Origin of the sequence: Embleya sp. NPDC005971, assembly GCF_040629175.1 — a bacterium.
Lineage (GTDB): Bacteria > Actinomycetota > Actinomycetes > Streptomycetales > Streptomycetaceae > Embleya.
On sequence record NZ_JBEXUX010000018.1, the window covers coordinates 57,853 to 82,752 of the forward strand.

Consider the following 24,900-nt stretch of genomic DNA (forward strand, 5'->3'; position numbering starts at 1 on the left):
CGCGAGGACCGGCAGGGCGGCCAACCCCGCCACCGCCGCCCCCGGCGAATGTCACCGGCCCCGCCTAGCCTGAAAGGTATGTGCCGCAACATCACGACGCTCCGCGGACTCGACCCCGCCGCCACCGACGTGGAGATCGAAGCCGCCGCCCGCCAATACGTCCGCAAAGTAGGTGGCGTGCAGACCACGTCACCCCGCACCGAGGAGGCCGTCGAACGCGCCGTGGCCGCCATCGCCGAGGCCACGAAAACCCTGCTCGCCGAACTCCCCGAGCGCCGCCAACCACCCCCCACCCTCCCCCCGCTGCGCCGCCGCGAAGCCGCCGCCCGAGCCGCCGCCGAGACCCCTGCCGAGGCCCCCGCCCACACGCACTGACGGCCCCGCGACCGGCCCGACGCGACGCCCCGCCCCGCACCCCTCACAACCCGCGCGGCGCTCCGCAAAAGCCGCGCAACAGCCCCACCAAACCCTGCCGAACCCCCACGAAAACCCCGTCGCAGGCCACTGTGGGGCCACTCGGATACAGCTCGGAAACGACTCGGAAAAGCCTTCGCCGGCGGCTGCGGACACCTGCCTCGGACACCCGGTTGCCGGCCTCCGCCGCGTTATGGTGGATGGTCCCCGCCGCCCCCTCCGAGGAGCCTCACACACCGTGTCTGACTCGTTCGTTCACCTGCATGTCCACACCGAATACTCGATGCTGGACGGAGCGGCGAAGAACGACAAGCTGTTCGCCGAGGTGGCCCGTCAGGGCATGCCCGCGGTGGCGATGAGCGACCACGGCAACATGTTCGGCGCCTACGAGTTCCAGGGCACGTCCAAGAAACACGGCGTCAAGCCGATCATCGGCATCGAGGCGTACGTCGCCCCCAGCACCCGGCACGCCCGCCGCCCCGAGTTCTGGGCCCCCGGCGGCAAGCGCGCGCCGAGCGAGGACGGCGAGGGCGGCAAGGACGTCTCCGGTGGCGGCCGGTACACCCACATGACGATGTGGGCGGAGAACGCGCAGGGCCTGCGCAACCTGTTCCGCCTCTCCAGCCTCGCGTCCATCGAGGGCTACTACATGAAGCCCCGGATGGACCGTGAGCTGATCGCCCTGCACCACGAGGGCATCATCGCCACCACCGGCTGCCCCTCCGGCGAGGTGCAGACCCGGCTGCGCCTGGGTCAGTACGACGAGGCGATCAAGGCCGCCTCCGCGTACCAGGACATCTTCGGCAAGGAGAACTACTTCCTGGAACTGATGGACCACGGCCTCGACATCGAGCGCACGGTGCGTCAGGACCTGCTGCGGATCGCCAAGGAGCTGAGCATCCCGCTCCTGGCCACCAACGACTCGCACTACGTCACCGAGGACCAGGCCGACGCGCACGACTCGCTGCTGTGCGTGGGCGTGGGCAAGAACAAGGCCGACCCGAACCGGTTCAAGTTCGCCGGCACCGGCTACTACATCAAGACCTCGGACGAGATGCGCCGGCTGTTCGGCGAACTGCCCGAGTCGTGCGACAACACCCTCGCGATCGCCGAACGCATCCAGCCCTACGACGAGGTGTTCGCCGAGGTCAACCGGATGCCGCAGTTCGACGTCCCGGAAGGCGAGACGCAGGCGACGTACCTGCGCAAGAAGATCGCCACGGGCCTGAAGCACCGCTTCGGCGACGACCCGAGCCAGGAGGTACTGGACCGGATCGAGTTGGAGATGGGCGTGATCACGCCCATGGGCTTCGACTCCTACTTCCTCGTGGTCGCCGACATCTGCCAGTACGCCCGGGACAACGGCATCCCGGTCGGACCCGGTCGAGGCTCGGCGGCCGGTTCGATGGTGGCCTACCTCACCGGCATCACCGGCCTGAATCCGCTCGACTACGACCTGCTGTTCGAGCGCTTCCTCAACCCCGAGCGGATCAACCCGCCGGACGTCGACATCGACTTCGACGACCGCCAGCGCGACCAGATGGTGCGCTACGTCACCGAGAAGTACGGCTCGGCCTACACCGCCCAGGTCAACACCTTCGGCACGATCAAGGCCAAGGCCGCGATCAAGGACTCCAGCCGGATCCTGGGCTTCCCGTTCGCCACCGGCGACCGGATCACCAAGGCGTACCCGCCGGACATCATGGGCAAGTCGATGCCGCTGGCGGGCATGTTCGACAAGGATCACGCGCGCTACACCGAGGCCGGCGAGATCCGCGCGCTGTACGAGTCCGACCCCGAAGTGAAGATGGTGATCGACACCGCGCGCGGTATCGAGGGCCTGACCCGCGGCACCGGCGTGCACGCCGCCGCGGTGATCCTGTCCTCGACCCCGCTGATCGACCTGATCCCGCTGCACCGGCGGGACAAGGACGGCGTGATCATCACCGGCTTCGACTACCCGTCGTGTGAATCGATGGGCCTGGTCAAGATGGACTTCCTGGGTCTGCGAAACCTGGGCATCATCGATCACGCCATCAAGATCATCAAGGCCAACCGCGGCGTCGACGTCGACATCGAGAAGATTCCGCTCGACGACCCGACCACGTTCGAACTGCTCTCCCGCGGCGACACGTTGGGCGTGTTCCAGCTCGATGGCGGCCCGATGCGCGCACTGCTCAAGCTGATGAAGCCGACCGAGTTCGAGGACATCTCCGCCGTCTCCGCGCTGTACCGGCCCGGCCCGATGGGCATGAACTCGCACATCAACTACGCGCTCCGCAAGAACGGCCAGCAGGAGATCACGCCGATCCACCCGGAGTTGGAGAAGCCGCTCACCGAAGTCCTGGGCCCCACCTACGGCCTGATCGTGTATCAGGAGCAGGTGCAGCGTGCCGCGCAGGTGTTGGCCGGCTACAGCCTGGGCCAGGCCGACCTGCTCCGCCGCGCGATGGGCAAGAAGAAGAAGGAAGTCCTGGAGAAGGAGTTCATCCCGTTCCAGGAGGGTTGCCGCGAACGCGGCTACGGCGACGAGGCGATCCAGGCGGTGTGGGACGTGCTGGTCCCCTTCGCCGGCTACGCGTTCAACAAGTCGCACTCCGCCGCATACGGCCTGGTCTCCTACCAGACGGCCTATCTCAAGGCGAACTTCCCCGCCGAGTACATGGCCGCCCTGCTCACCTCGGTGGGCGACGAAAAAGACAAGATGGGCATGTACCTGGCCGACGCCAGGTCGGCCGGCATCCGGGTGCTCTCGCCCGACGTCAACGAATCCGTCGCCGACTTCACCGCCGTCGGCTCCGACGTACGGTTCGGCCTGCGGGCGATCCGCAACGTGGGCGACAACGTCATCAACGACATCGTCGAAGCACGCACCGGCAAGGGCAAGTTCAGCTCCTTCGCCGACTTCCTGACCAAGATCGGTCTGCCCGCCTGCAACAAGCGCGCGGTCGAATCGCTGGTCAAGGCCGGGTCGTTCGACGCCCTCGGGCACACCCGCCGCGCCCTGGTCGACGTGCACGAGCAGGCCCTGGACGCGGTGGTGGGCCTGAAGAAGCAGGAGGCGGCGGGTCAGTACGACCTGTTCGGCGGCGGCGACGAAACCGCTGCGGAACCGGCCGTCGGCCTCGACTTCACCCTCACCGACCAGGAGTGGCCGCGCAAGCTCAAGCTGGCCACCGAGCGCGAGATGCTCGGCCTGTACGTCTCCGCGCACCCGCTCGACGGCGCCGAGCACATCCTGTCCCGGCATCGCGACACCTCGATCACCGAGCTGAAGAACTCCGGCCGCACCGAGGGCCAGGTGCAGTTGGCGGGCCTGATCACCGGCATCCAGCGCAAGGTCAACAAGAGCGGTTCGCCGTGGGCGATGATCAATCTCGCCGACCACGACGGCGAGATCGAGGTGTTGTTCTTCCCGCAGTCCTACACGCTGGTCGCACACGCGCTGGAGGAGGACGTCGCGGTCAGCATCAAGGGCCGGCTCAACGAACGCGACGGCGCGCTGAGCGTGTTCGGTTCGGAGTTGGTACCGCTGGACATCGGCTCGGCCGAACACGGCGGCAAGGCTCCGGTGTGCCTGCGGCTGCCCACCACCAAGGTCAACGAGAAGCTGGTGAAGGACATCAAGCGGGTGCTCTCCTCGCACCCCGGGGACAACCCGGTGCACCTGATCCTGGAGAGCGCCCGCATGCGCACCCGCTACAACCTCGACTTCCGGGTCAACCCGGAGGGTGGTCTCGCGGGCGAGATCAAGTCGATGCTGGGCGCGGGGGTCTGGAGCATCTGAGCCGGGAGCGGACCCGCCGGATCGGCGGGAACGGCCGAGGGGCCGGGACCACGAGAGTGCATCTCGTGGTCCCGGCCCCTTCGTCGTGCGCCCGGCGGTCGGCCACGCGGCCGTCGGCCGGGCGCGCGGCGCTCAGGCGTGTGTCCGGTCGTACTCCTCGCGCGCGGCCAGTACCTGTGGCATGTGGCTCTCCAGGTGCTTGATCAGATCGAGCAGCTTGGCCGCCGTCGCGTGGCCCGGTTCGGTGAGCGTGTACTCGACCCGGGGCGGGATCGCGCTGTGCACCTCGCGGAGCACGAAGCCGTCCCGCTCCAGCGCCTGGAGGGTCTGCGCCAGCATCTTCTCGCTGACCCCGTCGACCCGACGGCGCAGCGCGTTGAAACGCATCGGGCCGTCGTACAGCCCGCCCAGGACCAGCACGCCCCAGCGGCCGGTGATGTGCTCCATGGCCGCCCGCGAGACGCACTCCTTGGCGAACACGTCGAACTCGAACTCCGGGGTGGGATCCGGCCCGGTCTCGGTCACGGTTTCCATCGTTGCCCCCTTCGTTCTCCGCGGCTGCGGCTGGCTGCTGCGGCTGCTTCCGCGTCTGTATGGATCGAGGCTACCCCCGGGCGGGCACTTTCGAAAGTACTGCACCTTCTCACAGCTTGCACTTTCGAAAAGTTAGTGCAATCGTTTGGGCAGCGGCCGAACGACGGGTTCGGCACGGAAGAGAGGAACTCGTCATGATCGTCGTCACCGGAGCCACCGGGCAGTTCGGCCGCCTCGTCATCGACGCCCTGCTGGACCGCGGCACGCCGGCCTCGGAGATCGTCGCCGCGGTACGGACGCCGGCCAAGGCCGCCGACCTCGCCGCCCGGGGAGTCCAGGTGCGCGAGGCGGACTACACGCGGCCCGAAACCCTGGTACCGGCCTTCACCGGCGCGGACAAGCTGCTGTTCGTGTCCTCCAACGGCCCCGAGGCGGACCGGATCGCCCAGCACACCGCCGCGGTCGCCGCCGCCGCCGAGGCCCGGGTCGGGCAACTGATCTACACCTCGATCTACGCCGCGAGCGAGAGCCCGCTCGGCCTGTCCCGGGTGCACCGCGACACCGAGGCCCGGATCGCCGCCACCGGCCTGCCCGCCGTACTGCTGCGCAACGGCTGGTACACCGAGAACTACACCGGCTCGCTGGCCGGTGCCGTCGAGCGCGGTGCGGTCGCGGGCTCCGCCGGCGAGGGCCGGATCGCCTCCGCCTCGCGCGCCGACTTCGCCGAGGCCGCGGCCATCGTGCTGCTGAGCGACGACCAGGCCGGGAAGGTGTACGAACTCACCGGCGACAACAACTGGAGCCTGCCCGAGCTGGCCGCCGAGGCGGCGAAGCAGACCGGCAAGAAGGTCGCGTACGCGAACCTGCCGGCCGAGCAGTACACCGGCATCCTCAACGGCGTCGGCCTCCCCTCGTTCCTGGTCGAGCTGCTCGTGGACGCCGACCTCCGGATCGCCGAAGGCGCGCTCGAAGGCATCACCGGCGACCTGTCCACCCTGCTCGGCCGCCCGACCACGCCGCTCGCGGACACCGTCGCGGCAGCGCTGAAGGGCTGAGCCGGACACCGGCGACGAGGAAGCGCCCCCGGTCGCGGCATCGAGCCGCGGCGGAGGCGCTTCGGGTGTGGCGGGGTCGGCCGGTCCCGGTGCCCGCCGACGAAGCGCGTCGGCCGCGCCGCTTCACCGCGGGTGCGGCTCCCCCGGTACCGGCCCGAGCAGTCGTCGCAGCGCCGTGGGGGTGTACCCGAGCTCGGTCCGCACGGTCCGGGAAAGGTGCGCCTGATCGGCGAAGCCGAGGTCGACCGCCAGCGCGGCCAGGTCGCCCTCGCCCGCCGCCAGACGATCCAGCACCCGGCCGAGCCGGACCCGGTTCCGGTATCGGGTGATCGAGACGCCCATCTCCCGGGAGAAGACCCGGCTCAGCCGATACGGCGACGCCCCGATCGACTCGGCCAACGAGAACAACGCGCCGGAGGCGGCGTCTCCACTCGTGATCGCCTCACGCGCCGCCGCGACCAGGCGCCGGTCGTCGGACTCCGACGCGAGCGAACGCGGTCGCGGTCGCACGACCACCCGATCGACCGCATGCCGAACCAGGGTCAACATCTGCTCGGCGAGCGCGTAGTCGACATCTCCGCCCTCGGCGGCCGACAGGCAACGTCGATGCGCCAGATCGAGCGCCGCGTCGACGTAGAGCGCCGAACACCTCGGACGCCGGCCCGGGTCGCCCGCCACATCCGCCCACACCTGCGGCGCGACCCGCACCGACGTACACACGTCGCCGCCGGCGGGGTGGGCAAAACACTCCTCCTGGCCCGGGACTCCGACGTAGCCGACGGTCCGATCCAGCTCGGCGTCCACACCGTCGACCCGACGCCGGAACCGACCACTGCGCACGAGCACGATGCGGTGACCGTCGTGTTCCTCGGGTGGTGTCCAGTGTCGATGGTCGCTCAGGCACCGCACCGCGCTCACCACGAACGCCGGCCGGGCGACGAGATCGACGGACGACAACACGCTTCCACGCTACGCGCGCGAACCGACAGCGGCGGCGCAGGCCGCACGCCCCACGCCCCTCGGCGCCGCATCCGCTTCGCGTCCGCGTCCGCTACGCGCAAGGATGTTCAAGACCCGGGCGGGTCCGGCCGGCAGGCTCGAAATGAGCGCACATCGCGCCGAAGCCCCCGTCCGAACCGGAGAATTCCCATGACGTACATCCACGAAGAACGCATCGTCGAGGCCGACGCCGACGACGTCTGGGCGATCGTCGGCGAATTCGAGACGGGGCCGGTCCGGATGGCTCCGGGCTTCGTGGTGGAGAGTCGATTGGAGGAGCCCGGCATTCGATTCGTCACCTTCGCCAACGGCACGACCGCCCGCGAACGCCTGATCGAGGTCGATCCCGAAGAACGCAGCTTCACCTACGCGGTGATCGGCGGCAGCGCCACACCCACCCACGACCGGGCAACCATGCGGGTACGACCGGCCACCACCGGTCACTGCACCTTCTCCTGGACCCGCGACGTGCAGCCCGACACTCTCGCGGAGTCGATGCGGCAGGCGATGGCACACGGCGCCGACCTGATCAAGAGCACGATGGAAGACCGAGCCCGAGCGGCCGGCCCAGCGAAGTAGGCCCGGCCGGCCGCCCCGGGATCAGCCCAGTTCGGCCTCGATCAGGTCGGCCGCGCGGACCGCTCCGCCCTCGGCACGTGCCTGGTCCCGCAGCCGGGCCGAGCGGGCGGCCACCTCCGGGTCCGAGGTCAGGGCGAGGAGGGCCCGGCGCAGGGCCTCCGGCGTGGCGTCCTCCGTGTCCAGGCGCTCGGCCACGCCCAGTTCGACCAGGCGATCCGCGTTGGCGAACTGCTCGGCACCCTGCGGTACGGCGATCATCGGCACACCGGTCGTCAGTCCCTCGCCGCAACCACCCATGCCGGCGTGCGTGACGAACGCGTCGGCCTGCCGCAGGATGGCCAACTGCGGGACCCAGGTGTGCAGTTCCACATTGTCCGGAATCACCCCGAGGCCCGCCGGGTCGGTATGCCGGCCGATCTGAAGCACCACATGCCACCCCGGCAGGTCGCCGAAGGCCGCGAGGCACCGCCGATAGAACTCCGGCTGCCGGGTGAACGCCGAACCCAGCGAGATCAACAACACCCGCTCGGCGCCCGCCGGGCGGGTCCACTCCCCCTGATCGGCACGCCGACCCGGACACGGACCGACGAAGTCGACCACGTCCGGGTCCACCCGCTCCGCATTCGGCTGCATCGCGCGCGCCACCGTGGCCACGACCCGGCGGGGCCGGCCGCCGAACAGGTCCACGTCCGTGGTGGTCGCGCCGGAGTCCGCGAGCCAGGCGGCGAATCGCGCCCAATACGCGTCCGCGCCCGGCAGTTGCTTCATCCCGGGCAGCACCTCTTCCTCGTAGCCCTGCCAGGCCACATACGTCGGCGAGAGCTGTACGATCGGCCGCCCCTGGCTCTCGGCCAGTGCCCGGGCGGCATACGCGCCGATGTCGTAGAGGTACAGATCCGCGGGGTCGTGGTCGTACGCCGCACGCAACTGCGGCAGCGCCTTGATCGCATCGTCCAGGAACACGCCCATCGCGCCGATCGCATCGGCCGGCCAGTCGTTGTCGGCGACCGGAAGTGTGGAGCGGTACGGCACGAACTCGGCCCCGGTCGGCGCGATCAGGTCGGCGACGGCGGGGTCGTTGGCGTAGCTGACGCGATGGCCTCGATCGGCCAGTTCGCGGATGACTTCGAGGCTGGGCAGGACATGGCTGACGGCGGGGATGCCGATCATCGCGATGTGGGCACGGTGACGCTGAGACATGAGCATTCTCGTTTCGGATCTACGGCGGATGGACACGACAGTCCGACGCCCCGGGTGTCGGCACGCACGTCACGCGCCGCCCGGTGCGGGCGGATCGAGGGCACAGCCCTCGCCGATGTCAGCCGTAGATCTGTACGAAAAGCATGTGATCGACGCTACCCCGAGCTCCGGTCGTGAACCAACCGATTTTTGGGGCCGATCGTGGCACCGGCCGAACCGGGGGCATCATCGTGGGCCCGGGGCGCCGTTTCGGACGTAGCCGAGGTCGATCGGCGGTACCGGCGGGCCGGCGTTCGTCACGGCCGCGAGCAACTCCGGCAGTTGCGGCGGCCACAGCGGCTCGGTGTCGCCGGCCAACTCCTCGGGCGTCCACCAGCGCCACCACAGAATCCGGTCCGCCGCGTGTGCCGCGACGAGATCGCCGATCGGGTCTCGGCGCGGGCCCCGGGCCAGGAAGATCCGTTCGCGCTGCCGGACGGGGATCCCGGCGCGGGTGAAGTCGTGCTCCCAGAGGCAGAACACGGCGCCGACCTCGACGTCGGTCCAGCCGGTCTCCTCGCGCAGTTCGCGCTCGGCCGCCCGGATCGGTGCCTCGCCCGGCTCCAGTCCCCCGCCCGGCATCGCCCAGTGCACGCCGACTTCCTCGTTGTCGTACCGGAACATGAAGACCGCTCCGCCCGAGTCCAGCACCGCAACACGAGCCGCCTGCCTCGGTATTCGCATCGGGACACCCTGCCGGCGCCGTTCGGCCGTGTCGACGCCCGGCCCGCCCTGTCCCGCCCCGGATGCGCGGCTCCGGGGCGGGGCAGAGCGAGCCGGGGGGTGGCCAGGTCGGAGGGAACTCGGTGGCCGGCTCCCGGCGTTCGCCTCGAACCACCGCCTGGACGCGGTGGCTCGGCACGGCCTGGCCGGCCGAGCGGGACGAACGGGTCGGGGTGCCGTGGGGCAACTTCGGGTCACCGCCGCCGGGCCGGGCCGCGACGACGCGGAACCGGCCGGGCAGCCCACCCGACTGCCCACACAGCGAGCCGACTTCCCAGGTCCCGGGGCGCGATCCGGGGTCCGCCACCCGGCTCCGCGCCCGACAGCCAGTCAGTCAGGACTTGAGCCGGGTAAACCGGATCCGATTGCCGAAGGGATCACGCAGCCCGCTCCAACGCCCGCGCATACTCCCGATCCATCACATCCCGAGCCCGAAGCATCCGCCGATTGCTCTCCGCCACCCCACGCCTCACCCGCCCATCCCATCGCGCCACACCGAACCGCGCCGATGCCCCGGGCCGAGAGGTCGGCCGGTCCGTCCCGCAACATCCCCCATCGAAAGGGATCACGATGCGCGTCTCCGTCATCGGCTGCGGTCACCTCGGCGTTCCGCACGCCACGGCAATGGCCGAACTCGGCCACGAGGTGGTCGGCGTCGACATCGACCCCGCTCGCGTCGGGCACCTGAACCTGGGCGAGTCCCCGATCCACGAACCGGGCCTGCCGCAACTCCTGGCCTCGCACACGGCGTCGGGGCGGTTGCGGTTCACCACGGACTTCGCCGAGGCCGCGTGGTTCGCCGACGTGCACTTCCTCGCCGTGGACACGCCGCTCGACGCCGACGGCCGCACGTACGACACCGGCCGACTCTTCGCCGCTGCGAGCGCTCTCGCGAGCCACCTGTCCCGGCCTTGCACGATCATCGGCAAATCCACGGTCGCCGTCGGCACCACCGCGCGCCTCACCGCGCTCGTCGAACACATCGCCCCCGACGTCGACATCCGGGTGGTCTGGAATCCCGAATTCCTGCGCGAGGGCGAGGCCCTCGAAAACAGCCTGTACCCCGACCGCATCATCGCCGGCGTCACCGATGCCGGGGCGGAAAAGGTCATCCGCGAGGTGTACGCACCACTCCTCGACGCCGGCGTCCCGCTCCTCGTCACCGACCCCGCCACGGCCGAACTCGCCAAAGGCGCCGCGAACGCCTTCCTCGGTCTCAAGATCTCCTTCATCAACGCCATCGCCGACATGTGCGCCGCAGCGGACGCCGACGCCATGACCCTCGCGGCAGCACTCGTCCACGACTCCCGGATCGGTACGGCCGGCCTGCGCCCGGGCCTCGGTTACGGCGGGGGCTGCCTCCCCAAGGACATCCGCGCCTTCACCACGGACGCCGAACGACTCGGCGTGCCCGAGATGGCGACTCTCCTACGCGCCGCAGAGCAGATCAACAACGCCCGCACCGCCCGCGCCCTCGACCTGATCGTGTACGCCCTGCACGGCAAACCCGTGCGCGATGCCGCCATCACCATCTGGGGCGCCGCCTTCAAACCCGGCACCGACGACGTCCGCAAATCCCCTGCCCTCGAACTCGCCGTCCGACTCGCGAGCGCAGGCGCCCACGTACGCGTCCACGACCCGCAGGCCAACACCACTGCAGCCGCCCGCCACCCCGAACTCGACTACGCCACCGACCTCGAAGCCTCCTGCCACGGCGCCGACGTCATCGTCCTGGCCACCGCCTGGCCCCAATTCCGCCACGCCGACCCACGCGCCCTACACCCCCTGCCCACCGAACCGATCCTGGTCGACCTCCCCAACGACCTGGACCCCCACCCATGGCGCACCGCCCACTGGACCGTCCACCAACCGGGTCGCCCGGAAGCCGCCTTGCCGACTCCCCCGACGGCCCGTCCGAACGACATTCCCGACACGAGCGCGGCACCGTAACGACCCGCCTCCGGCCCCTGCGCGGGCAGCGTGCCCAAGTTCCGTGTCGATGCAACGCCGGACCGCGCAGCCACCGATCCTGGTACCGGTCGGGTGCTTGTCGGCAGCCCGGCCGGCCCGGCGTCGCCGCCGAGCCACCCCATGCCCGCCGTCGACCGAGCCGGCGCCGGTCCGCTCGCGGGTCCCGGTGACGGCCGACGAGGAGAAGGACGAGCCCGAACGTGTCCACTGCGCCCACGATCCTGAGTGATGTCCCCGGCTCCTTCGCCTGGGGCGTTTTCCACGAGCGGCACCCGAAACTCATTCGCCGGGTACTCGATGCTCTGCCATACGGACCGACCGAGCGGGCTGCGGTCGAGGAACTCCTGTCCGAGAGCACCGGCGGCGTGCTGGAGCCGCTCGGCGAGAGCGCCCACGATCATCGGCAGTGGCTGGAGTGGGGCGAGGGCCTGTTCGGACGGCCGTGGGGCGAGGCGCCGTTCCTGTGGGCCGAGAGCTACTTCTACCGCAGGCTGCTCGAAGCCACCGGCTACTTCCGACCCGGGACCTGGCAGGGCATCGACCCGTTCGCGCCGTTGAAGAACGCCGAGTTGGCCGGCCCGGCCGTCGACGCCGAGTCGGCGGCTCTCGACGACCTGCCATCCTTGTCCGCCGACCAGCGGGCAAAGGTGCTGCTCTCGTCGGCTCTCTGGGGCAACCGGGCGGACCTCGGCTTCCGAATCACCGCCTCGGCGCCGGACACCCGATCCCCCGCCCTGATCGCGGACGACAGTCCGCTCCTGTGGTCCGCGCTCGCTGCCGCGAACAACCCGAGGGTCTGTGTCATCGCGGACAACGCGGGACGGGAACTGCTGCCCGACCTCGTTCTGATCGACCATCTCCTCACGAGCGGACCGGCCGCCGAGGTCGTCCTCTACGTCAAGCCCGCCCCCTACTACGTGTCGGACGCGACCACCGCCGACGTCCTCGCGACCCTCGACCGCCTCCGCTTCGCACCGGGGCAGGAGGCACGACTGATCGGCCGTCGACTCCACCGGGCAATGAAGGACGGCATCCTCATGGTCCGCACCCACCGGTTCTTCTGCGCGCCGCTGCCGTTCCACGACATGCCCGCCGACCTCAGGGCAGAGCTGTCCGGGGCCACGATGACGATCGGCAAGGGCGACCTCAACTACCGCCGCCTCGTCGGAGATCGACTCTGGGATGCGACAACCCCGTTCGCCGAGCGGGTCGACCACTTCCCGTCCCCGGTGGCTGCCCTGCGTACGTTGAAGTCGGACGTCGTCGTCGGCCTCACCGCACCGATGGTCGCCGAGCTGGACGCCACCGGGGAGCCGTGGCGCACCAGCGGCAAATACGGTCTCATCCAGGCCCACGCGGGAACGTAATCCCGCCCGAACCCGATGGAACCGGCACAGGACGCCGGCGGCGGTCGATCCTGTACCCGATCGAGGAAACCGACAGCCTGAACCTCTCGTCTCGTCGGTCCGAGGGTGCCCGGGACTCGGGCTTCCTTCCCTGGCGGCAGCAGGAAGTCCTCAGGCAGGCTCGGGAGTTACGCGGCCCACCTCCGGCATGGCTTCGTCGTCCGCCTCACCTTCGCATTCGGCGTCGGCGTCGGCGTCGGCGTCGGCGAAGAGCAGAGTGGGCTCGGTGAGAATGTCCCGTCCGGCCTCGATGCGATAGATCTCGTCCACGCTGCCGAATCTCGCCGTGGTGTAGTCGAGTTCGAGCAGAGCGGCGGCCTGCCGGACCGAGGGTGCGTCGGGGCCCTCGATCTCCAGGAAGGTGGGCAGGTCGGGCCAGGTGTCGAGGTCGAGTGACCCCTCCGAGGACCCACTCCTCGCGGTAGTTCTCCTGATAGCGGACCTCCCGAAGCCCGAGGCTGCGCAGGATCTCGGCCATGGCGGGCAGATCGGTGACCCCGGTCTCGATCTCGGTCGTGCCGTCGATGGTGGTGGCGTCGGTGACCTGCTTGAGGGTCAGGGTCGAGCGGGTCCCCTCGCTGCGCAACCGCAGCCATCGGCCGCCGGTCAGGGTGTCGTGCTCGAAAATCTTGCGGGTGAGCAGCGTGCGGGGGAACGCTCGCACGGCGCCGAGTTCGATCAGCCGCGCCCGGACATCGGCAACGTCGACAGCGAGGAATTTGGCTTCGTACTCGTGCTTCATCGACCTGTCTTCTTCCCGGTCGTCGTCCGGGGGCCTCCGTCGCGGCGAGGCGCGCGGCCTGCCCCGGCCGAGGCCGCCGGTGATGCCCCGGCCACTCCGGTGGGACCTGATGCCGGGATATCCACTCACGCCGCACTCACACAGACGGCCCCGAACCAAAGGTTGGGACCGGCCTCTGCTCTCCGGGCTCTGCTGCTGCAGCAGTCATGGCGAAGCCCAGCAATACGGATTATGTCGAAGTAGACTTAGACGTAATATGTCGCAGTCAATCTGTGGGGGATTCGATGGAGAACGGTCTGCCGGCCAAGCCGGGCGACGTGGTCGACCGGGACCGAGAGTGGAACCTTCTCGCGGAGTTCCTCGCTGATCCGGATCCCGCGATGCGGCTCGGCATCGTGTCCGGCCGACGGCGGCACGGGAAGTCGTACCTTCTGCAGGCCTTGTCCGAGCAGGTCGGCGGCCTGTATGTCACGGCGGTCCGGGAAGAGGGGCGGCTGCCTGCGATCCAGCGGTTCAGCGATGCGGTCGCCGCCCATGCCGGTCTGCGGTCCGGCAGTCTGCGCCTGACGGATTGGCGTGATGTGCTGTCCAATGCCCTGGATGTGACCGCCCGTTCACCGCACCCGCTGTTGGTGATCGACGAACTGCCGTACCTGCTGCAGCACTCACCTGAGATCCCGGGCCTGCTCCAGCAGCTTTACGACGAGCGCCAGCGTGGCGCGCGGCCCGGGGACGGGCCGGGCCCGCGGTTGATCCTGTGCGGTTCCGCGATGAGTGTCATGCATGAGCTGTTGTCGGGGACGAAGCCGCTGCGGGGCCGGGCCGTGGTCGACCTGCGCCTGGGGCCGTTCGACTACCGGGACAGCCGCGCCTTCTGGCAGATCAAGGATCCGCTGACCGCGTTGAAGGTGCACGCGGTTCTCGGCGGTGCACCCGGCTACCGGCCGGTGGCTGCCCGCCCGCATCCGGATGACGGCTTCGACGCCTGGCTCACCCGCACCCTCCTCGACCCGGGCCGCGCGGTGTACTCGCGCACCGAGACCGAGTACCTCCTGCGGGAGGACCCGCGGATCACGCAGCACACGCTGTACTACGACATCCTCACCGCCATCGCCCAGGGCGCCACCACCCCCACCAAGATCGGCGCGGCCCTTGAGCGTCCGCGCAACGCCGTTGCCCACCCTCTCGGGGTGCTGGAGTCGACCGGGTATATCCGGCGTGAGCAGGACATCCTGCGTACCCGGCACCCGGTCATCACGCTCGCGGATCCGGTCATCCGCTTCAACCAGTTGATCACGCTGCCGCAGGCGGCCGCAGTGGAGCAGGGCTTCGCCGAGCAGGTGTGGCAGCAGGCCGCTCCGACCTTCAACTCCAAGATCCTCGGACCGCACTTCGAGGACCTGGCCCGCGACTTCACCCGTCGCTACGCCTACAGCCTGCTGCCCACAAGTCTGCCCGGCCCGGTCGGCACCACCGAGGTCGTTGATTCGGCCGCCCGAACCAAGCACGAGGTCGACGTCATCGCCCTGGCGGCCGGCGAACGACCGCAGTCCCCCCGCGCGAAGATCGCCCTCATCGGGGAGGCCAAGGCGACCGCCGCCCGCCGCGGCACGGGAGACCTGCAACGTCTGGAGCACATTCGCACTCTGCTGGCCGACCAAGGGTACGACACCGCCGGCACCACGCTGGCCTTGTACTCCCTACACGGCTTCTACCCCGACCTGATCGAACTGGTGGGCCGACGGAACGACATCCTCCTAGTCGACCTGCCCACCCTCTACGGGGAGTAATTCGGTGTGGTGAAAGTGGCTCCGGACCGGCCCGGAGTCCCTGGGCGATCCGGCGACCGGCTTCCCTGCGGAAGCGCCGTATCCGCCGCGACTCCATTGCCGCGACCACCCGCCGCTGCAGAACCTCCTGCACAGCAGGCTCGGCCACCGCCTGTCCCCCTCGATCGGCACTCGACGAGCAGGAACGAACCATCGCCGCCTCGTCGGGATCAACTCTGGGACGCCACAACCCCGTTCGCCGAGAGTCAGCCACTTCCCGTCCCCGGTGGCTGCCCTGCGTACGTTGAAGTCGGACGTCGTCGTCGGCCTCGACGGACCGGTGGTCGCCGGGCTGGACACCACAGGGGAGCGATGGCGCACCAGCGGCAAGTCCGGCACGCCATGGTCGCGAGATGGCCTCCCGACCTGCACGGTTCAACCGCTCGGGGCTTGCCTGAGCGGGGAGCCCGACCACGAGGCGTCAAGCGTGTGGGACACGGAGTCGAGATCCGATGCTTCGGTCGTCTGTGTCAACGGGTATCGACGTCCCTCTCAGCGGAAGTCCGCCGCGTGGTCCACCGCCCACTCCAGGAAGGATCGGGCCGGGGTGCCCGTGATGCGCTCCACCTCATCGTTGACCGGCTCCGGATTGTCGAGCATCTCCGCCTGGGCCGGCAGCACGGCCTCCACCAGCTCCGCCGGCCAGCCCGCCGCCTTCATCTGCTCGGCGGCCTCGTCCAGTGTGATCTCCTCGAACCGCACCGGCCGCCCGATCGCCTCGCCGATCAGCGCCACCTGCCGTTCCTGAGTGATCGGTTCGAGGCCGGTGATCAGGGGGCGGGCGCCGAGCAGGGCGTCGGTCGTCAGCGCCTGAACGGCGACTGCGGCGATGTCCGCCTCGTGGATCAGCGGGCGGGCCAACCTTGCCAGCGCCGCCCGTACCGCACCGGTGGTGCGGACCTCCTCCGCCCAGCCCAGTGTGTTGCTCGCGAACCCGGTGGGCCGCAGCGCCGTCGACTCCAGGCCCGATGCCTCGATCAGCCGCTCCAACTCCGTGTGGAACATGGTGATCGCCTCGCCCGGCTTCTCCTCCTGGCTCCCGACGCCGGCGGATGACAGGTACACCACCCGTCGGGCGTGCTTCCCGATCGCGTCGATCACCTCCGACGCGCCCTCGGCGCTCAGGAACGGCCACACCAGGAAGACCGAATCGACGCCCTCCAGAGCCGTGTCCAGCGACGCGGGATCACCGAGATCGCCGCGTACCGCCTGCACACCTTCCGGGAAGTCCGCCTCCCCTCTCACCAGCGCCCGCACGGGCACGCCCGCCGCGTGCAGTCGGGTCACCACCGCGCCGCCGACCTTTCCGGTCGCGCCGGTCACCAGGATCCTGGGCTGTGTCATCGGAATCTCCTCGTCTCGCCGTTCGATGACACGACCCTCGTACCTCAACGAAGGTTGAGGTCAAGCAGCACGTCACCACGCCCTTGCCGTCGACCCGGAGGACCAGGGTTCGAGGGTGCAGGCCAGGGACGCGATGCACCATGTGTTGCAGGCCCGGGGCGCGGTCGGACCGTCCGGAGGCCGATGCCTTTGCGCAGGCGATTCCCGTGATCCGGTCATCTGCACGACTGGATCGTGCTCGTCGACGCCGCGGCTTGCACCGGCCGTGCGCAGGCGCGACGCGATCCTCGACAGCAGGCGCCTGGTCAGCGGGAACTCGGGCCCGAGACGCGTGTCAGCACGCGACGCCGGGCCGGCGCCATACTGCCGGGACGTCGTCGAACACTGCCCGCGCTTCGGCCCGGCTTCCGCGTTGAGCACGAGACGGGCTCCCAGCCTGCGGACGGCGAACGGGTCGAGACCGACACCGCGACGACTCCCCCTCTGGAGCGTCGATCAGACCGCGTGGATCAGTGCCGTGGACGCCGTCGAGGTAGTGCTACAGCAGGCTGACCAGGCGCGCAACCGCTCACGCAGACGGCCCCGGACCAGAGGTCCAGGGCGGCAAAAAAGACTGCGGTTCGCAGTGTTTCTGCTGGTCAGCAGCCCAAACCTGGCCCTGACGCGAGTGGGCCGTCAGGGGATCGAACCCTGAACCCGCGGATTAAAAGTCCGCTGCTCTGCCAATTGAGCTAACGGCCCCGTTGGGCGTCCGGCGGTGATCCGCTTTTTGCCCACCGGCAGAGTACCGGTATCGGATCGAACATGCTGCGAGTATCCCCGGACACGCCGTGACCTGCGTAGATGTAGATCCGGACGGTTGAGACCCGCAGGCACCATGAACACCCGAGGTGTACAAATCCGACCTGTCTGGGCGCCCCTTGAGGGGCCGCGCCCGATTCGACCGAGGACCGGAAATCCGCGCGAGGGGTCGAAAACACGCGCGAGTCGAGCTCATCCGTGGGCGTCCGTGCTCACCTGCGTGCTCACTTGCATCCTCTGACCGGGCACGCCATGGAGGGAGTTTGGTCACTACCCGTGGCCGGTGAAGTCGCTCCGACGCCGACATGGCGAGCACGACGGTTGGTCCGAGTCGTCATCCGAAGCCGGCGTCTTCATGTCGAGCCGACGCCGGCCGGGCGTCCCACTTACGCGATCCCGCTCGTGCCGTCGAGCGCGAATCCAGGGCCCGACTATCCGGCCATCGGTTCTCCCTCGCACGTGCCGTCGATCCCGAATCGACGAAGGTGAGCCCGGTCGCGCCCCTGGGCGGCTCGGGCTCACCTTCGTTCCACGTGGTGGCCGGGGAAGAGCCGCACGCCGTGTCGCAGTCGGTTATACGGCGTGGAGGGCGAGGGTCGGGGACAGGCGGGCGGCTCGGATGGCGGGGTAGAGCCCGGCGATGATGCCGATGAGCAGGGTGGCGGCGAATCCGCCCGCTGCGGCAGTCGGGGCTACGACCCAGGGCATGCCGCGGGAAGTGGCGTAGATCCACGTACCCAGGGAGCCCAGGGCGATGCCGGCGAGGCCGCCGAGGCTGGAGAGCACCAACGACTCGGTGACGAACTGGATGCGGATCTGGCCGCGGGTGGCGCCGAGGGAGCGGCGCAGGCCGATCTCGTGGCGGCGTTCGAGCACGGAGATGATCATGGTGTTGGCGACACCGACTCCGCCGACGAGGAGGGAGACGGCGCCGAGGCCGAGGAGCAGGCCGTTGAAGGCTCCCTCGGAGGCGGCTTTGGCTTCCAGCGCGTCGGACGGATTGGAGACCTCGACTTCGTGCGGGGCCTGGGGGTTGGCGGTGCGGGCCAGCAGGTCGCGTACGTCTGCCACGGCCTCGTCCGCGGAGCGTGCGTAGACGGCGCTGGGGTGACCCTCGAAACCGAGCAAGTCTTTGGCTGCCTGCCAGCCGACCAGGGCCGAGGTGCGGATGTCCTCCGCGAGTGGGAGCGGGAGCAGGATGCCAACGACGGTGAAATACCCGCCGCCGATGAGGACTTGCTGCCCGGGTTGGGTGACGCCGAGTCGGGCGGCGGCCTGGTCGCCGAGGACCACGGCCGGGAACTGGCCGTTGGCCGCGTTGAGCCAGGTGCCGGCTGCCATGGAGCCGCGCAGGACGGCCAAGAGATCTTCGGTGGCGGCTTGAACGGACAGGCCGCCGGTCTGGGTGACCGGGATGTGTTCGGAGCGGTAGATGTGCGCGTCGGTCAGGCCGGTGGCGCCGGTGTTCCGGACGCCGTCGATCTTCCCGATCATCTGTGGTGCCTTCTGGGGGAGTACGGCGCTTTGCCCGGTGAGCATCGACTGCCCGGGGGTGACCACGAGCATGTTGGTGCCGAGCTTGTCGAGGTCGTCCATGAGCTTGGCCTTGGACGAGGAGGAGATGCCGACCACGGCGATCATGGTGGCGATGCCGAGCGCGATCCCGAGCGCCGAGAGGATCACCCGCATCGGTCTGCCGCGCAGCCCGGCGGAGCCGACCTGGGCGATGTCGCGGGCGGTGAGGGCGGCCGGGGTCAGTCGGGTGCCATGGTTCATCGCGTCTCTTTCGGCCGGACCGTGCGGGTGTCGTCGACGACTTCGCCGTCGCGGATGCTCACGCAGCGCGGCAGCGCCGCCGCGAGTTCCCGGTCGTGGGTGATCACCGCGATGGTGGCGCCGTCCGCGTTCAGTTCGTGCAGAAGCGCCAGCACCGCGTCGCCGGACGCGGAGTCCAGTGCACCGGTCGGCTCGTCCGCGAGCAGGATGTCCGGTGCGCCGGCGACCGCGCGGGCGATCGCGACGCGCTGCTTCTGGCCGCCGGACAGCTCGTGCGGCCGGTGATGTACGCGGTCGCCGAGCCCGACGCGGTCAAGCGCCTCGACGGACCGCCGCCGCCGCTCATTGCGCGGCAACCCCGAGTAGCGCAGCCCTTCGGCGACGTTGGCCAGCGCGCTGGCACCGGGCACGAGGTGGAACGCCTGGAAAACGAACCCCACGTGCTGGGCGCGCAACGCGGACAGGCGTCGGTCCGCCATGCGGGTCACCTCGTGCCCGGCCACCGTAACCGTGCCCGCAGTGGGCCTGTCCAGCGTGCCGATGATGTGCAGCAGGGTGGACTTCCCCGACCCGGACGGCCCGACGATCGCCATCAGCTCGCCCGCGCCGACCACCAGGTCCACCCCCCGCAGCGCGGCAACCCCGCCGGGGTACTCCTTGGTCACCCCGCTGAGCGTGACGACCGGCCGGCCCTCCCACGGCTCGCCACCACGCACCGGGCCCGCATGGCCCCGCGTGTCGGCGGTGGTGTGGGCGGTCATGTCGGTACCACCACGTCGAGGCCCTCGGCCAGGCCGTCCCCGGACACCTCGACGCGACCGTCGGCGAACAGGCCGAGAGTGACCGGCAGGTCGCGCACCCGCCCGTTCTCGACGACCTGGACGCCGAAGCCCCGGCCGGGCAGGGCCACCAGCGCCTCGACGGGCACCGACAGGACACCGGTCCGCGACCGGCCCGCGAACAGCACGGTGACCGGTGCCTGGTCCACGCCCCGCACCTGCGCGGGGTCGTCGAACTCCACGGTCACCTTGATCTTCGGATCGCTGCCGCCCCCGCTGCCCTGGCCGCCTCCCTGGCCGCCTTGGGGCGCCTCGGCCGACGCGCCGACCGAGGAGACGCGGCCCGGGACGCTCACCCCGCCCGGAAGCTGGACGGTGACCTTGTCGGCGGGCTTGCGCTGCCCAGCCTCGGACACCTTCAGATCGACCTCGACAAGCCGCGCCGCCCCGGACGCGGAATACACCGTCTTGCCCGGCGCCAGCCGGTCGCCGACCTGGGCCTCCGACGTGTCCACCCGCAGCGGGCCGGGCGCGAACACCACCTCCCCGGGACCGACGGTCCCGGTCTGCTCCAGACCGACCGCCTTCTGCCAGGCCTTGACCGCCTTGACGGTGCCCGGGGTGAACTCATCGTCCGCAGCCAGTTGCGGGCCGAACCCCAGAGCCTTCAGGTTCTGCTTCAGCTGGCCGACGTCCTCCCCCTCGTCGCCCGCCTTCATCTCCCGATACACCGGCGTGGCGCCGAACATCAGGTGGACCGGTTCGGCGTCCAGCGCGAACAGCTTCCCACCCCGGCCGACCTCCGCGCCGGCCTCCGGAAGCCAGGTCAGCACGCCGTCGCCGCCCGAGCCGACCTTCTGCCCGCGCGCGAAGCCGAGCCTGCCCGGCGCCTGCACCGCGGCGTTCATGTCGCCCCGGGTGACATCGGCCACCGCCTGCGGCAGCGGGCCCGCCTGCTCGTGCCCGCGATCACCCTTGCCGTCCTCGAGCGAGTACGCGGCGACCGCGCCGCCGGACACGGCGACCACGGCCGCCACCACGGCGGACGCCACACGCCGCCGCATCAGAACCCCGCCTTCTGCGCGCACACCTTGTCCGCCGCCGCGTACTTCGCCGGATCCGCTTGCGCCCCGGTGACCTCCGACTTGACCGAGCCGTCGACGAACTGCGGGTCGGGCATGTCGATGCCCTCCTCACGCATGCACTTCGCATACGCCAGGTACTTGTCCTTCGCCTGCCGGTCCAGCCCACCCCCGCCCGTATCGCCGGCGCCGCCGCGACCGGAGCTGTCCCGGATGCCGCAGTCCGCCAGCGCCTGCGCCATCTGCTCCGGTGTCAGATCCCCCCGCGAGATCGCGCCCTTCCGACCGGGCTTGGCGTCCTCGATCTTCATGCCCTTGCCGCGCAGACAGTCCATCTGCTTGGCCTGCTCCGCCCCGGCGTCCTGCCCGGCCGACCCGCCGTTCCCGCCGCCGGATCCGCCGCCGGACTCGCCGTCGCTGCCGCATGCAGTGGCCAACAGGACCAGCGCGGACAGGCCGCCCGCCGCCGCCAGGCGTACCCGGTACCTCTTCGTGACCCTCTCGGTCTTCTCCCCCATGGTCGTGGTGATCTGCGTGGTCCGCATGGCCGTCGCCTCCTGTGGTCGGTGTCGTGGCACCACAGGCTGGGCGACAGCGCGCTCTCGCTTCCCTAACGGCGGCTGTTACACCGGTGCAACGCCCACGTCCGGTAGACAGGACCCATGCGCGTGCTCGTAGTCGAAGACGACGCCTTCCTGGCCAAGATGATCTCCGAGGGGCTGCGCCGGGAGGCCCTGGCCGTCGACGTGAGCGCGGACGGGCTCGACGCGATGGAAAAACTGCGGTTCGGCGCCTACGACGTGATGGTCCTGGACCGCGACCTGCCCGGCCTGAACGGCGACGAGGTATGCCGACGCGTCGTCGCCCAAAGACTCCTCACCCGTGTCCTGATGCTCACCGCCTCCGACACCGTCCACGACAAGGTCGCCGGTCTGGGCCTGGGCGCGGACGACTACATGGGCAAGCCGTTCGCCTACCAGGAACTCCTCGCCCGCGTCCTGGCCCTGGGCCGCCGCACCCATCCCGCACTGCCCCCGGTGCTGGAGCGCGCCGGGATCCGCCTCGACACGGGCAGCCGCAGAGCCGCCCGCGACGGTCGCCCCCTGACGCTGTCCCTCAAAGAGTTCGCCGTCCTGGAGACCGTGATGCGCGCGGCCGGCGGCGTCGTCGGCCACGACGACTTGGTCGAGGCCGTCTGGGGCACAGACGCCGGCTACCAGAGCAACGTCGTCCGCGTCACCCTCAGCCGCCTGCGCACCAGACTCGGCGACCCCCCGGTGATCGAAACCGTGCCCGGGGCCGGCTACCGCCTCGCCGACGACGAGGACCCCCGGTGACGACCCGGCCCACAGCGCAGCCCTGGCGGTGGTGGCCGCACGCCGACGAGAGGCTGCGCCTGACGCTCCCGTACGCCGGGCTGCTGCTCCTTGCCGGGGGCGGGCTCATCGCGGTGATGTACACACTGCTGCGGCACGGCCTCTACGCGAGCATCACCGACGTCATCATCCGAGGTTCCATGACCGGCGGCGAGGAGCCGGCGCCCAACACCCCCGAACCCGCGTCCCGCGTCCCGCGCGAGGGCGGCGGAACCCTCGACCTGGCCGGCACCATCGAACAGGCCTTCCTCAACCGCCTCCTCACCGCCTCGCTCGTCGCCCTCGCGATCTTCGCCGCCCTTTCCGTGCTGCCGGCCTGGTGGATGGCAGGCCGGGTCCTGCGGCCCGTCGGCGCGATCACCCGCACCGCCCAACGGCTCTCGGCGACCACGCTGCACCAACGCATCGATCTCGACGCCCCGCCCGGGGAGCTGAAGCAACTCGCCGACACCTTCGACGACATGCTCGATCGCATCGAACACCTCGTCGACTCCCAGCGCCGCTTCGCCGCCCACGCCGCCCACGAACTGCGCACCCCGCTCGCACAACAACGCGCCGCCGCCGAGATCGGCCTCGCCGGCCGCCCCGACCACGACCAGGTCGCCTACATCCGCCGCGAACTCGTCGACATCAGCGAACACAGCCAACACCTGATCGCCGGGCTCCTGCTCCTCGCCACCTCAGAACGCGGACTCGACCGACGCACCCCCTGTCGAATCGACGAGATCGCCCGCACCGTTGCCGCCACCCTCGCCCCCGAGGCCGACCGGCTCCGTATCACCCTCACCCTCGACGCGAAACCCCTGCGGGCCGAAGGTGATCCGGTGCTCCTCGAACGCCTCACCCACAACCTCGTCAGCAACGCCATCCACTACAACCACCCCGGCGGACACGTCACCGTCCGCACCGGCCACGGCGCACTCACCATCACCAACACCGGGGCGACCATCGCCCCCGACGCCGTGCCACGCCTCTTCGAACCGTTCCACCGCAGCACACAGCGCCGCCAAGCCCCCGACGAAGGGGTCGGCCTCGGCCTGGCCATCGTCGCGGCCATCGCCCGCGCCCACGGCGCCCAGGTCGCCGCCGACGCAAACCCTCACGGCGGCCTGACCGTGCAAGTGGCCTTCGGCCCCACCGACGCCGCGCACGGCTCACTGTGCTAGGCCCGATTCGCCCCGTCGCCGGCCGGTCATCGGGACCGACGATCGGCCCCGTACCTGTCGAAAATCCGCGCGGATCGAGCTCATCCAGGGCCGCCCGCGCCAACGCGGACGCCAACACGGGCCGGCGCTCCGGGAGGCAAGGTCTCAGGCCGCAGCAGAACGCTGCCCGCGCCCGCCGACACGATCATGGCCCGGCGGGCTCACGCCCACACGATGGCGCGGTCGATGCTTGCGCGCTGGGCTCGGCCGAGGGTCGCGTACAGCGTCAGGAGTTCCTCGGTGGCTTGCGGGGGCAGCCCGTTCTCGGTGCACCAGAGTCGGGCGGTGGCGTAGCCTCGGCGCAATTCTTCGAGGTCTGCGGCGAGTTGGATGCGGACCACGTGGGCGGCAACGGCGGGGTGATCGAAGAGCACCCCGTGTCGCCGGTAGTGGGGGATGCCGGCGTCGTCGAGCAGACCTGGCAGCGTGCGCTCCGTCCATACCGGGTCGACGGCCGGCCAAGGGTCGTCGTCGGTGGGCGGCAGTGATCGTTTCGCGGTGACGACCGGACGCGTGCCCGCGTCCCCTCGCGTCCAGGAATGCCGCCGGACGGTGCCGATCCGGCGCGTGACATTCGCTCTGGCCCGCATTTGCGCATCGCGAGCACGCCGGTCGGCGGTGATTCTCTCCGCTGCCGGCGCACCCGACTCGCTCTCCTTGCCCACACCGATATCGTACGCACGTTCGAATAGCGGTGAAGAGCTCGAACGTCACGACTACCCCGCCCGCGTGTGGAGGGTCTGCTCGTACCACGGAATCGCCCGCCGGCCCGCTCTCGCTCGTCCCCCGCGCCGCCTGTGTTCGATCCCGCCCCGCGCCGCGCCACCCCGTGCCGCGGTGCGCCGGTGGGGGCGGGGTTTCGGCGAAGACGCCGGAGACCGCCCTCCTCGCCGCGTCACCACGCCCGAACAACCCCGCCACCCGGGCGCGCACCGTGTTCCACCGCGTCAGGCCGACGGCGTGTGTGCGGGCCCTGTCGGGTCGGGTTCGAGGGTGGCCCCGGCGTGGTGGGGCGATTGCGGGACCAGGGCTTCGAGTTCGGTGACTGCGCGGTCGGGGGTCGTTTCGGCGGCGACCGCGGCGGCCAGGACGTTGCCGGGCGGGCGGATCGTCGCCGGGTCCACGGCCGGGCAATCGGCTCCGCACCGACGGCGGCGACCTGGTCGTGCAGCGACTTGTCGGCCGACACCCGCACGTCGTGGCCGCGTTCGCGCAGCGCGCGGGCGACCGAGAGGGCGGGCGGCACGGCGCCGCCGGAC

20 protein-coding genes, 1 tRNA gene and 1 pseudogene are annotated in these 24,900 nt (G+C 70.4%); 9 read left to right on the forward strand and 13 right to left on the reverse strand.

The window, feature by feature from the left end; all coding sequences use genetic code 11:
* The first annotated feature begins 78 nt into the window (after positions 1 to 78).
* Both ABZ374_RS18050 and dnaE read left to right on the forward strand, forming a co-directional pair.
* Positions 79 to 375, forward strand: a complete 297-nt coding sequence (locus tag ABZ374_RS18050; protein WP_360312028.1) for a DUF2277 domain-containing protein — start codon at positions 79 to 81, stop codon at positions 373 to 375.
* 277 nt (positions 376 to 652) lie between these two features.
* A complete protein-coding gene (gene dnaE, locus ABZ374_RS18055; RefSeq protein WP_360312030.1) occupies positions 653 to 4,201 on the forward strand; it encodes a DNA polymerase III subunit alpha in 3,549 nt (1,182 codons plus the stop codon).
* Between the two features lie 132 nt (positions 4,202 to 4,333).
* Here the strand turns inward: dnaE and ABZ374_RS18060 are convergent, their stop codons facing one another.
* Entirely contained in the window at positions 4,334 to 4,735 is a 402-nt protein-coding gene (locus ABZ374_RS18060) for a helix-turn-helix domain-containing protein (protein WP_360312032.1), read from the reverse strand.
* A gap of 194 nt (positions 4,736 to 4,929) precedes the next feature.
* Here ABZ374_RS18060 and ABZ374_RS18065 point away from each other — a divergent pair, with 194 nt between their 5' ends.
* A complete protein-coding gene (locus ABZ374_RS18065) occupies positions 4,930 to 5,790 on the forward strand; it encodes an SDR family oxidoreductase (RefSeq protein WP_360312034.1) in 861 nt (286 codons plus the stop codon).
* 123 nt (positions 5,791 to 5,913) lie between these two features.
* On the opposite strand, the gene ABZ374_RS18070 is transcribed toward ABZ374_RS18065, so the two are convergent.
* Positions 5,914 to 6,750 carry a helix-turn-helix domain-containing protein gene (locus ABZ374_RS18070; protein WP_360312036.1) on the reverse strand — a complete coding sequence of 279 codons (837 nt, stop codon included), beginning with the start codon at positions 6,748 to 6,750 and terminating at the stop codon, positions 5,914 to 5,916.
* A 189-nt stretch (positions 6,751 to 6,939) separates the two neighbouring features.
* Between ABZ374_RS18070 and ABZ374_RS18075 the strand changes: the two genes are divergently transcribed.
* Positions 6,940 to 7,368: an SRPBCC family protein gene (locus ABZ374_RS18075; RefSeq protein ID WP_360312038.1), complete on the forward strand. Its 429-nt coding sequence runs from the start codon at positions 6,940 to 6,942 to the stop codon at positions 7,366 to 7,368.
* Between the two features lie 21 nt (positions 7,369 to 7,389).
* On the opposite strand, the gene ABZ374_RS18080 is transcribed toward ABZ374_RS18075, so the two are convergent.
* Together ABZ374_RS18080 and ABZ374_RS18085 are read right to left on the reverse strand one after the other, a co-directional pair.
* Positions 7,390 to 8,568, reverse strand: coding sequence for a macrolide family glycosyltransferase (locus ABZ374_RS18080; protein WP_360312040.1), 1,179 nt, complete (start codon positions 8,566 to 8,568; stop codon positions 7,390 to 7,392).
* 225 nt (positions 8,569 to 8,793) lie between these two features.
* On the reverse strand, positions 8,794 to 9,291 hold the full coding sequence (locus ABZ374_RS18085) for an NUDIX domain-containing protein (RefSeq protein WP_360312042.1): 498 nt from the start codon (positions 9,289 to 9,291) through the stop codon (positions 8,794 to 8,796).
* A 609-nt stretch (positions 9,292 to 9,900) separates the two neighbouring features.
* Here ABZ374_RS18085 and ABZ374_RS18090 point away from each other — a divergent pair.
* The gene (locus ABZ374_RS18090) at positions 9,901 to 11,280 is read left to right on the forward strand and encodes a UDP-glucose/GDP-mannose dehydrogenase family protein (RefSeq protein ID WP_360312044.1); all 1,380 of its coding nucleotides are present in this window, start codon (positions 9,901 to 9,903) and stop codon (positions 11,278 to 11,280) included.
* Between the two features lie 221 nt (positions 11,281 to 11,501).
* Positions 11,502 to 12,668 (forward strand): damage-control phosphatase ARMT1 family protein, encoded by a 1,167-nt coding sequence (locus tag ABZ374_RS18095; RefSeq protein ID WP_360312046.1) that lies wholly within the window; start codon positions 11,502 to 11,504, stop codon positions 12,666 to 12,668.
* A gap of 150 nt (positions 12,669 to 12,818) precedes the next feature.
* Here ABZ374_RS18095 and ABZ374_RS18100 read toward each other — a convergent pair.
* Positions 12,819 to 13,449, reverse strand: a pseudogene (locus tag ABZ374_RS18100) (class IV adenylate cyclase).
* Positions 13,450 to 13,733: 284 nt separating this feature from the next.
* Between ABZ374_RS18100 and ABZ374_RS18105 the strand changes: the two are divergent.
* The gene (locus ABZ374_RS18105) at positions 13,734 to 15,239 is read left to right on the forward strand and encodes an ATP-binding protein (RefSeq protein ID WP_360312195.1); all 1,506 of its coding nucleotides are present in this window, start codon (positions 13,734 to 13,736) and stop codon (positions 15,237 to 15,239) included.
* Positions 15,240 to 15,770: 531 nt separating this feature from the next.
* On the opposite strand, the gene ABZ374_RS18110 is transcribed toward ABZ374_RS18105, so the two are convergent.
* The 6 genes from ABZ374_RS18110 to ABZ374_RS18135 all read right to left on the reverse strand — a co-directional run bounded on the left by ABZ374_RS18110 (position 15,771) and on the right by ABZ374_RS18135 (position 21,605).
* On the reverse strand, positions 15,771 to 16,622 hold the full coding sequence (locus tag ABZ374_RS18110) for an NAD(P)H-binding protein (protein ID WP_360312048.1): 852 nt from the start codon (positions 16,620 to 16,622) through the stop codon (positions 15,771 to 15,773).
* Between the two features lie 668 nt (positions 16,623 to 17,290).
* Positions 17,291 to 17,363: transfer RNA gene (locus ABZ374_RS18115), tRNA-Lys, on the reverse strand.
* 633 nt (positions 17,364 to 17,996) lie between these two features.
* Positions 17,997 to 19,199 (reverse strand): ABC transporter permease, encoded by a 1,203-nt coding sequence (locus tag ABZ374_RS18120; protein ID WP_360312050.1) that lies wholly within the window; start codon positions 19,197 to 19,199, stop codon positions 17,997 to 17,999.
* Positions 19,196 to 19,960 carry an ABC transporter ATP-binding protein gene (locus tag ABZ374_RS18125; protein WP_360312052.1) on the reverse strand — a complete coding sequence of 255 codons (765 nt, stop codon included), beginning with the start codon at positions 19,958 to 19,960 and terminating at the stop codon, positions 19,196 to 19,198. The genes ABZ374_RS18120 and ABZ374_RS18125 overlap by 4 nt, the downstream gene beginning before the upstream one ends.
* On the reverse strand, positions 19,957 to 21,042 hold the full coding sequence (locus ABZ374_RS18130; protein ID WP_360312054.1) for a peptidoglycan-binding protein: 1,086 nt from the start codon (positions 21,040 to 21,042) through the stop codon (positions 19,957 to 19,959). Before ABZ374_RS18130 ends, ABZ374_RS18125 begins: the two co-directional genes overlap by 4 nt.
* Complete coding sequence (locus ABZ374_RS18135) at positions 21,042 to 21,605, reverse strand: hypothetical protein (RefSeq protein ID WP_360312056.1); 564 nt, start codon at positions 21,603 to 21,605, stop codon at positions 21,042 to 21,044. Before ABZ374_RS18135 ends, ABZ374_RS18130 begins: the two co-directional genes overlap by 1 nt.
* 117 nt (positions 21,606 to 21,722) lie before the next feature.
* Between ABZ374_RS18135 and ABZ374_RS18140 the strand changes: the two genes are divergently transcribed.
* Together ABZ374_RS18140 and ABZ374_RS18145 are read left to right on the forward strand one after the other, a co-directional pair.
* Positions 21,723 to 22,397 (forward strand): response regulator transcription factor, encoded by a 675-nt coding sequence (locus tag ABZ374_RS18140; protein ID WP_360312058.1) that lies wholly within the window; start codon positions 21,723 to 21,725, stop codon positions 22,395 to 22,397.
* Entirely contained in the window at positions 22,394 to 23,602 is a 1,209-nt protein-coding gene (locus ABZ374_RS18145) for an ATP-binding protein (RefSeq protein WP_360312060.1), read from the forward strand. Before ABZ374_RS18140 ends, ABZ374_RS18145 begins: the two co-directional genes overlap by 4 nt.
* A 200-nt stretch (positions 23,603 to 23,802) precedes the next feature.
* Here the strand turns inward: ABZ374_RS18145 and ABZ374_RS18150 are convergent, their stop codons facing one another.
* Together ABZ374_RS18150 and ABZ374_RS18155 are read right to left on the reverse strand one after the other, a co-directional pair.
* Positions 23,803 to 24,231: a hypothetical protein gene (locus ABZ374_RS18150; protein WP_360312062.1), complete on the reverse strand. Its 429-nt coding sequence runs from the start codon at positions 24,229 to 24,231 to the stop codon at positions 23,803 to 23,805.
* Between the two features lie 357 nt (positions 24,232 to 24,588).
* On the reverse strand, positions 24,589 to 24,765 hold the full coding sequence (locus ABZ374_RS18155) for a hypothetical protein (protein WP_360312064.1): 177 nt from the start codon (positions 24,763 to 24,765) through the stop codon (positions 24,589 to 24,591).
* Between the last annotated feature and the right edge of the window lie 135 nt (positions 24,766 to 24,900).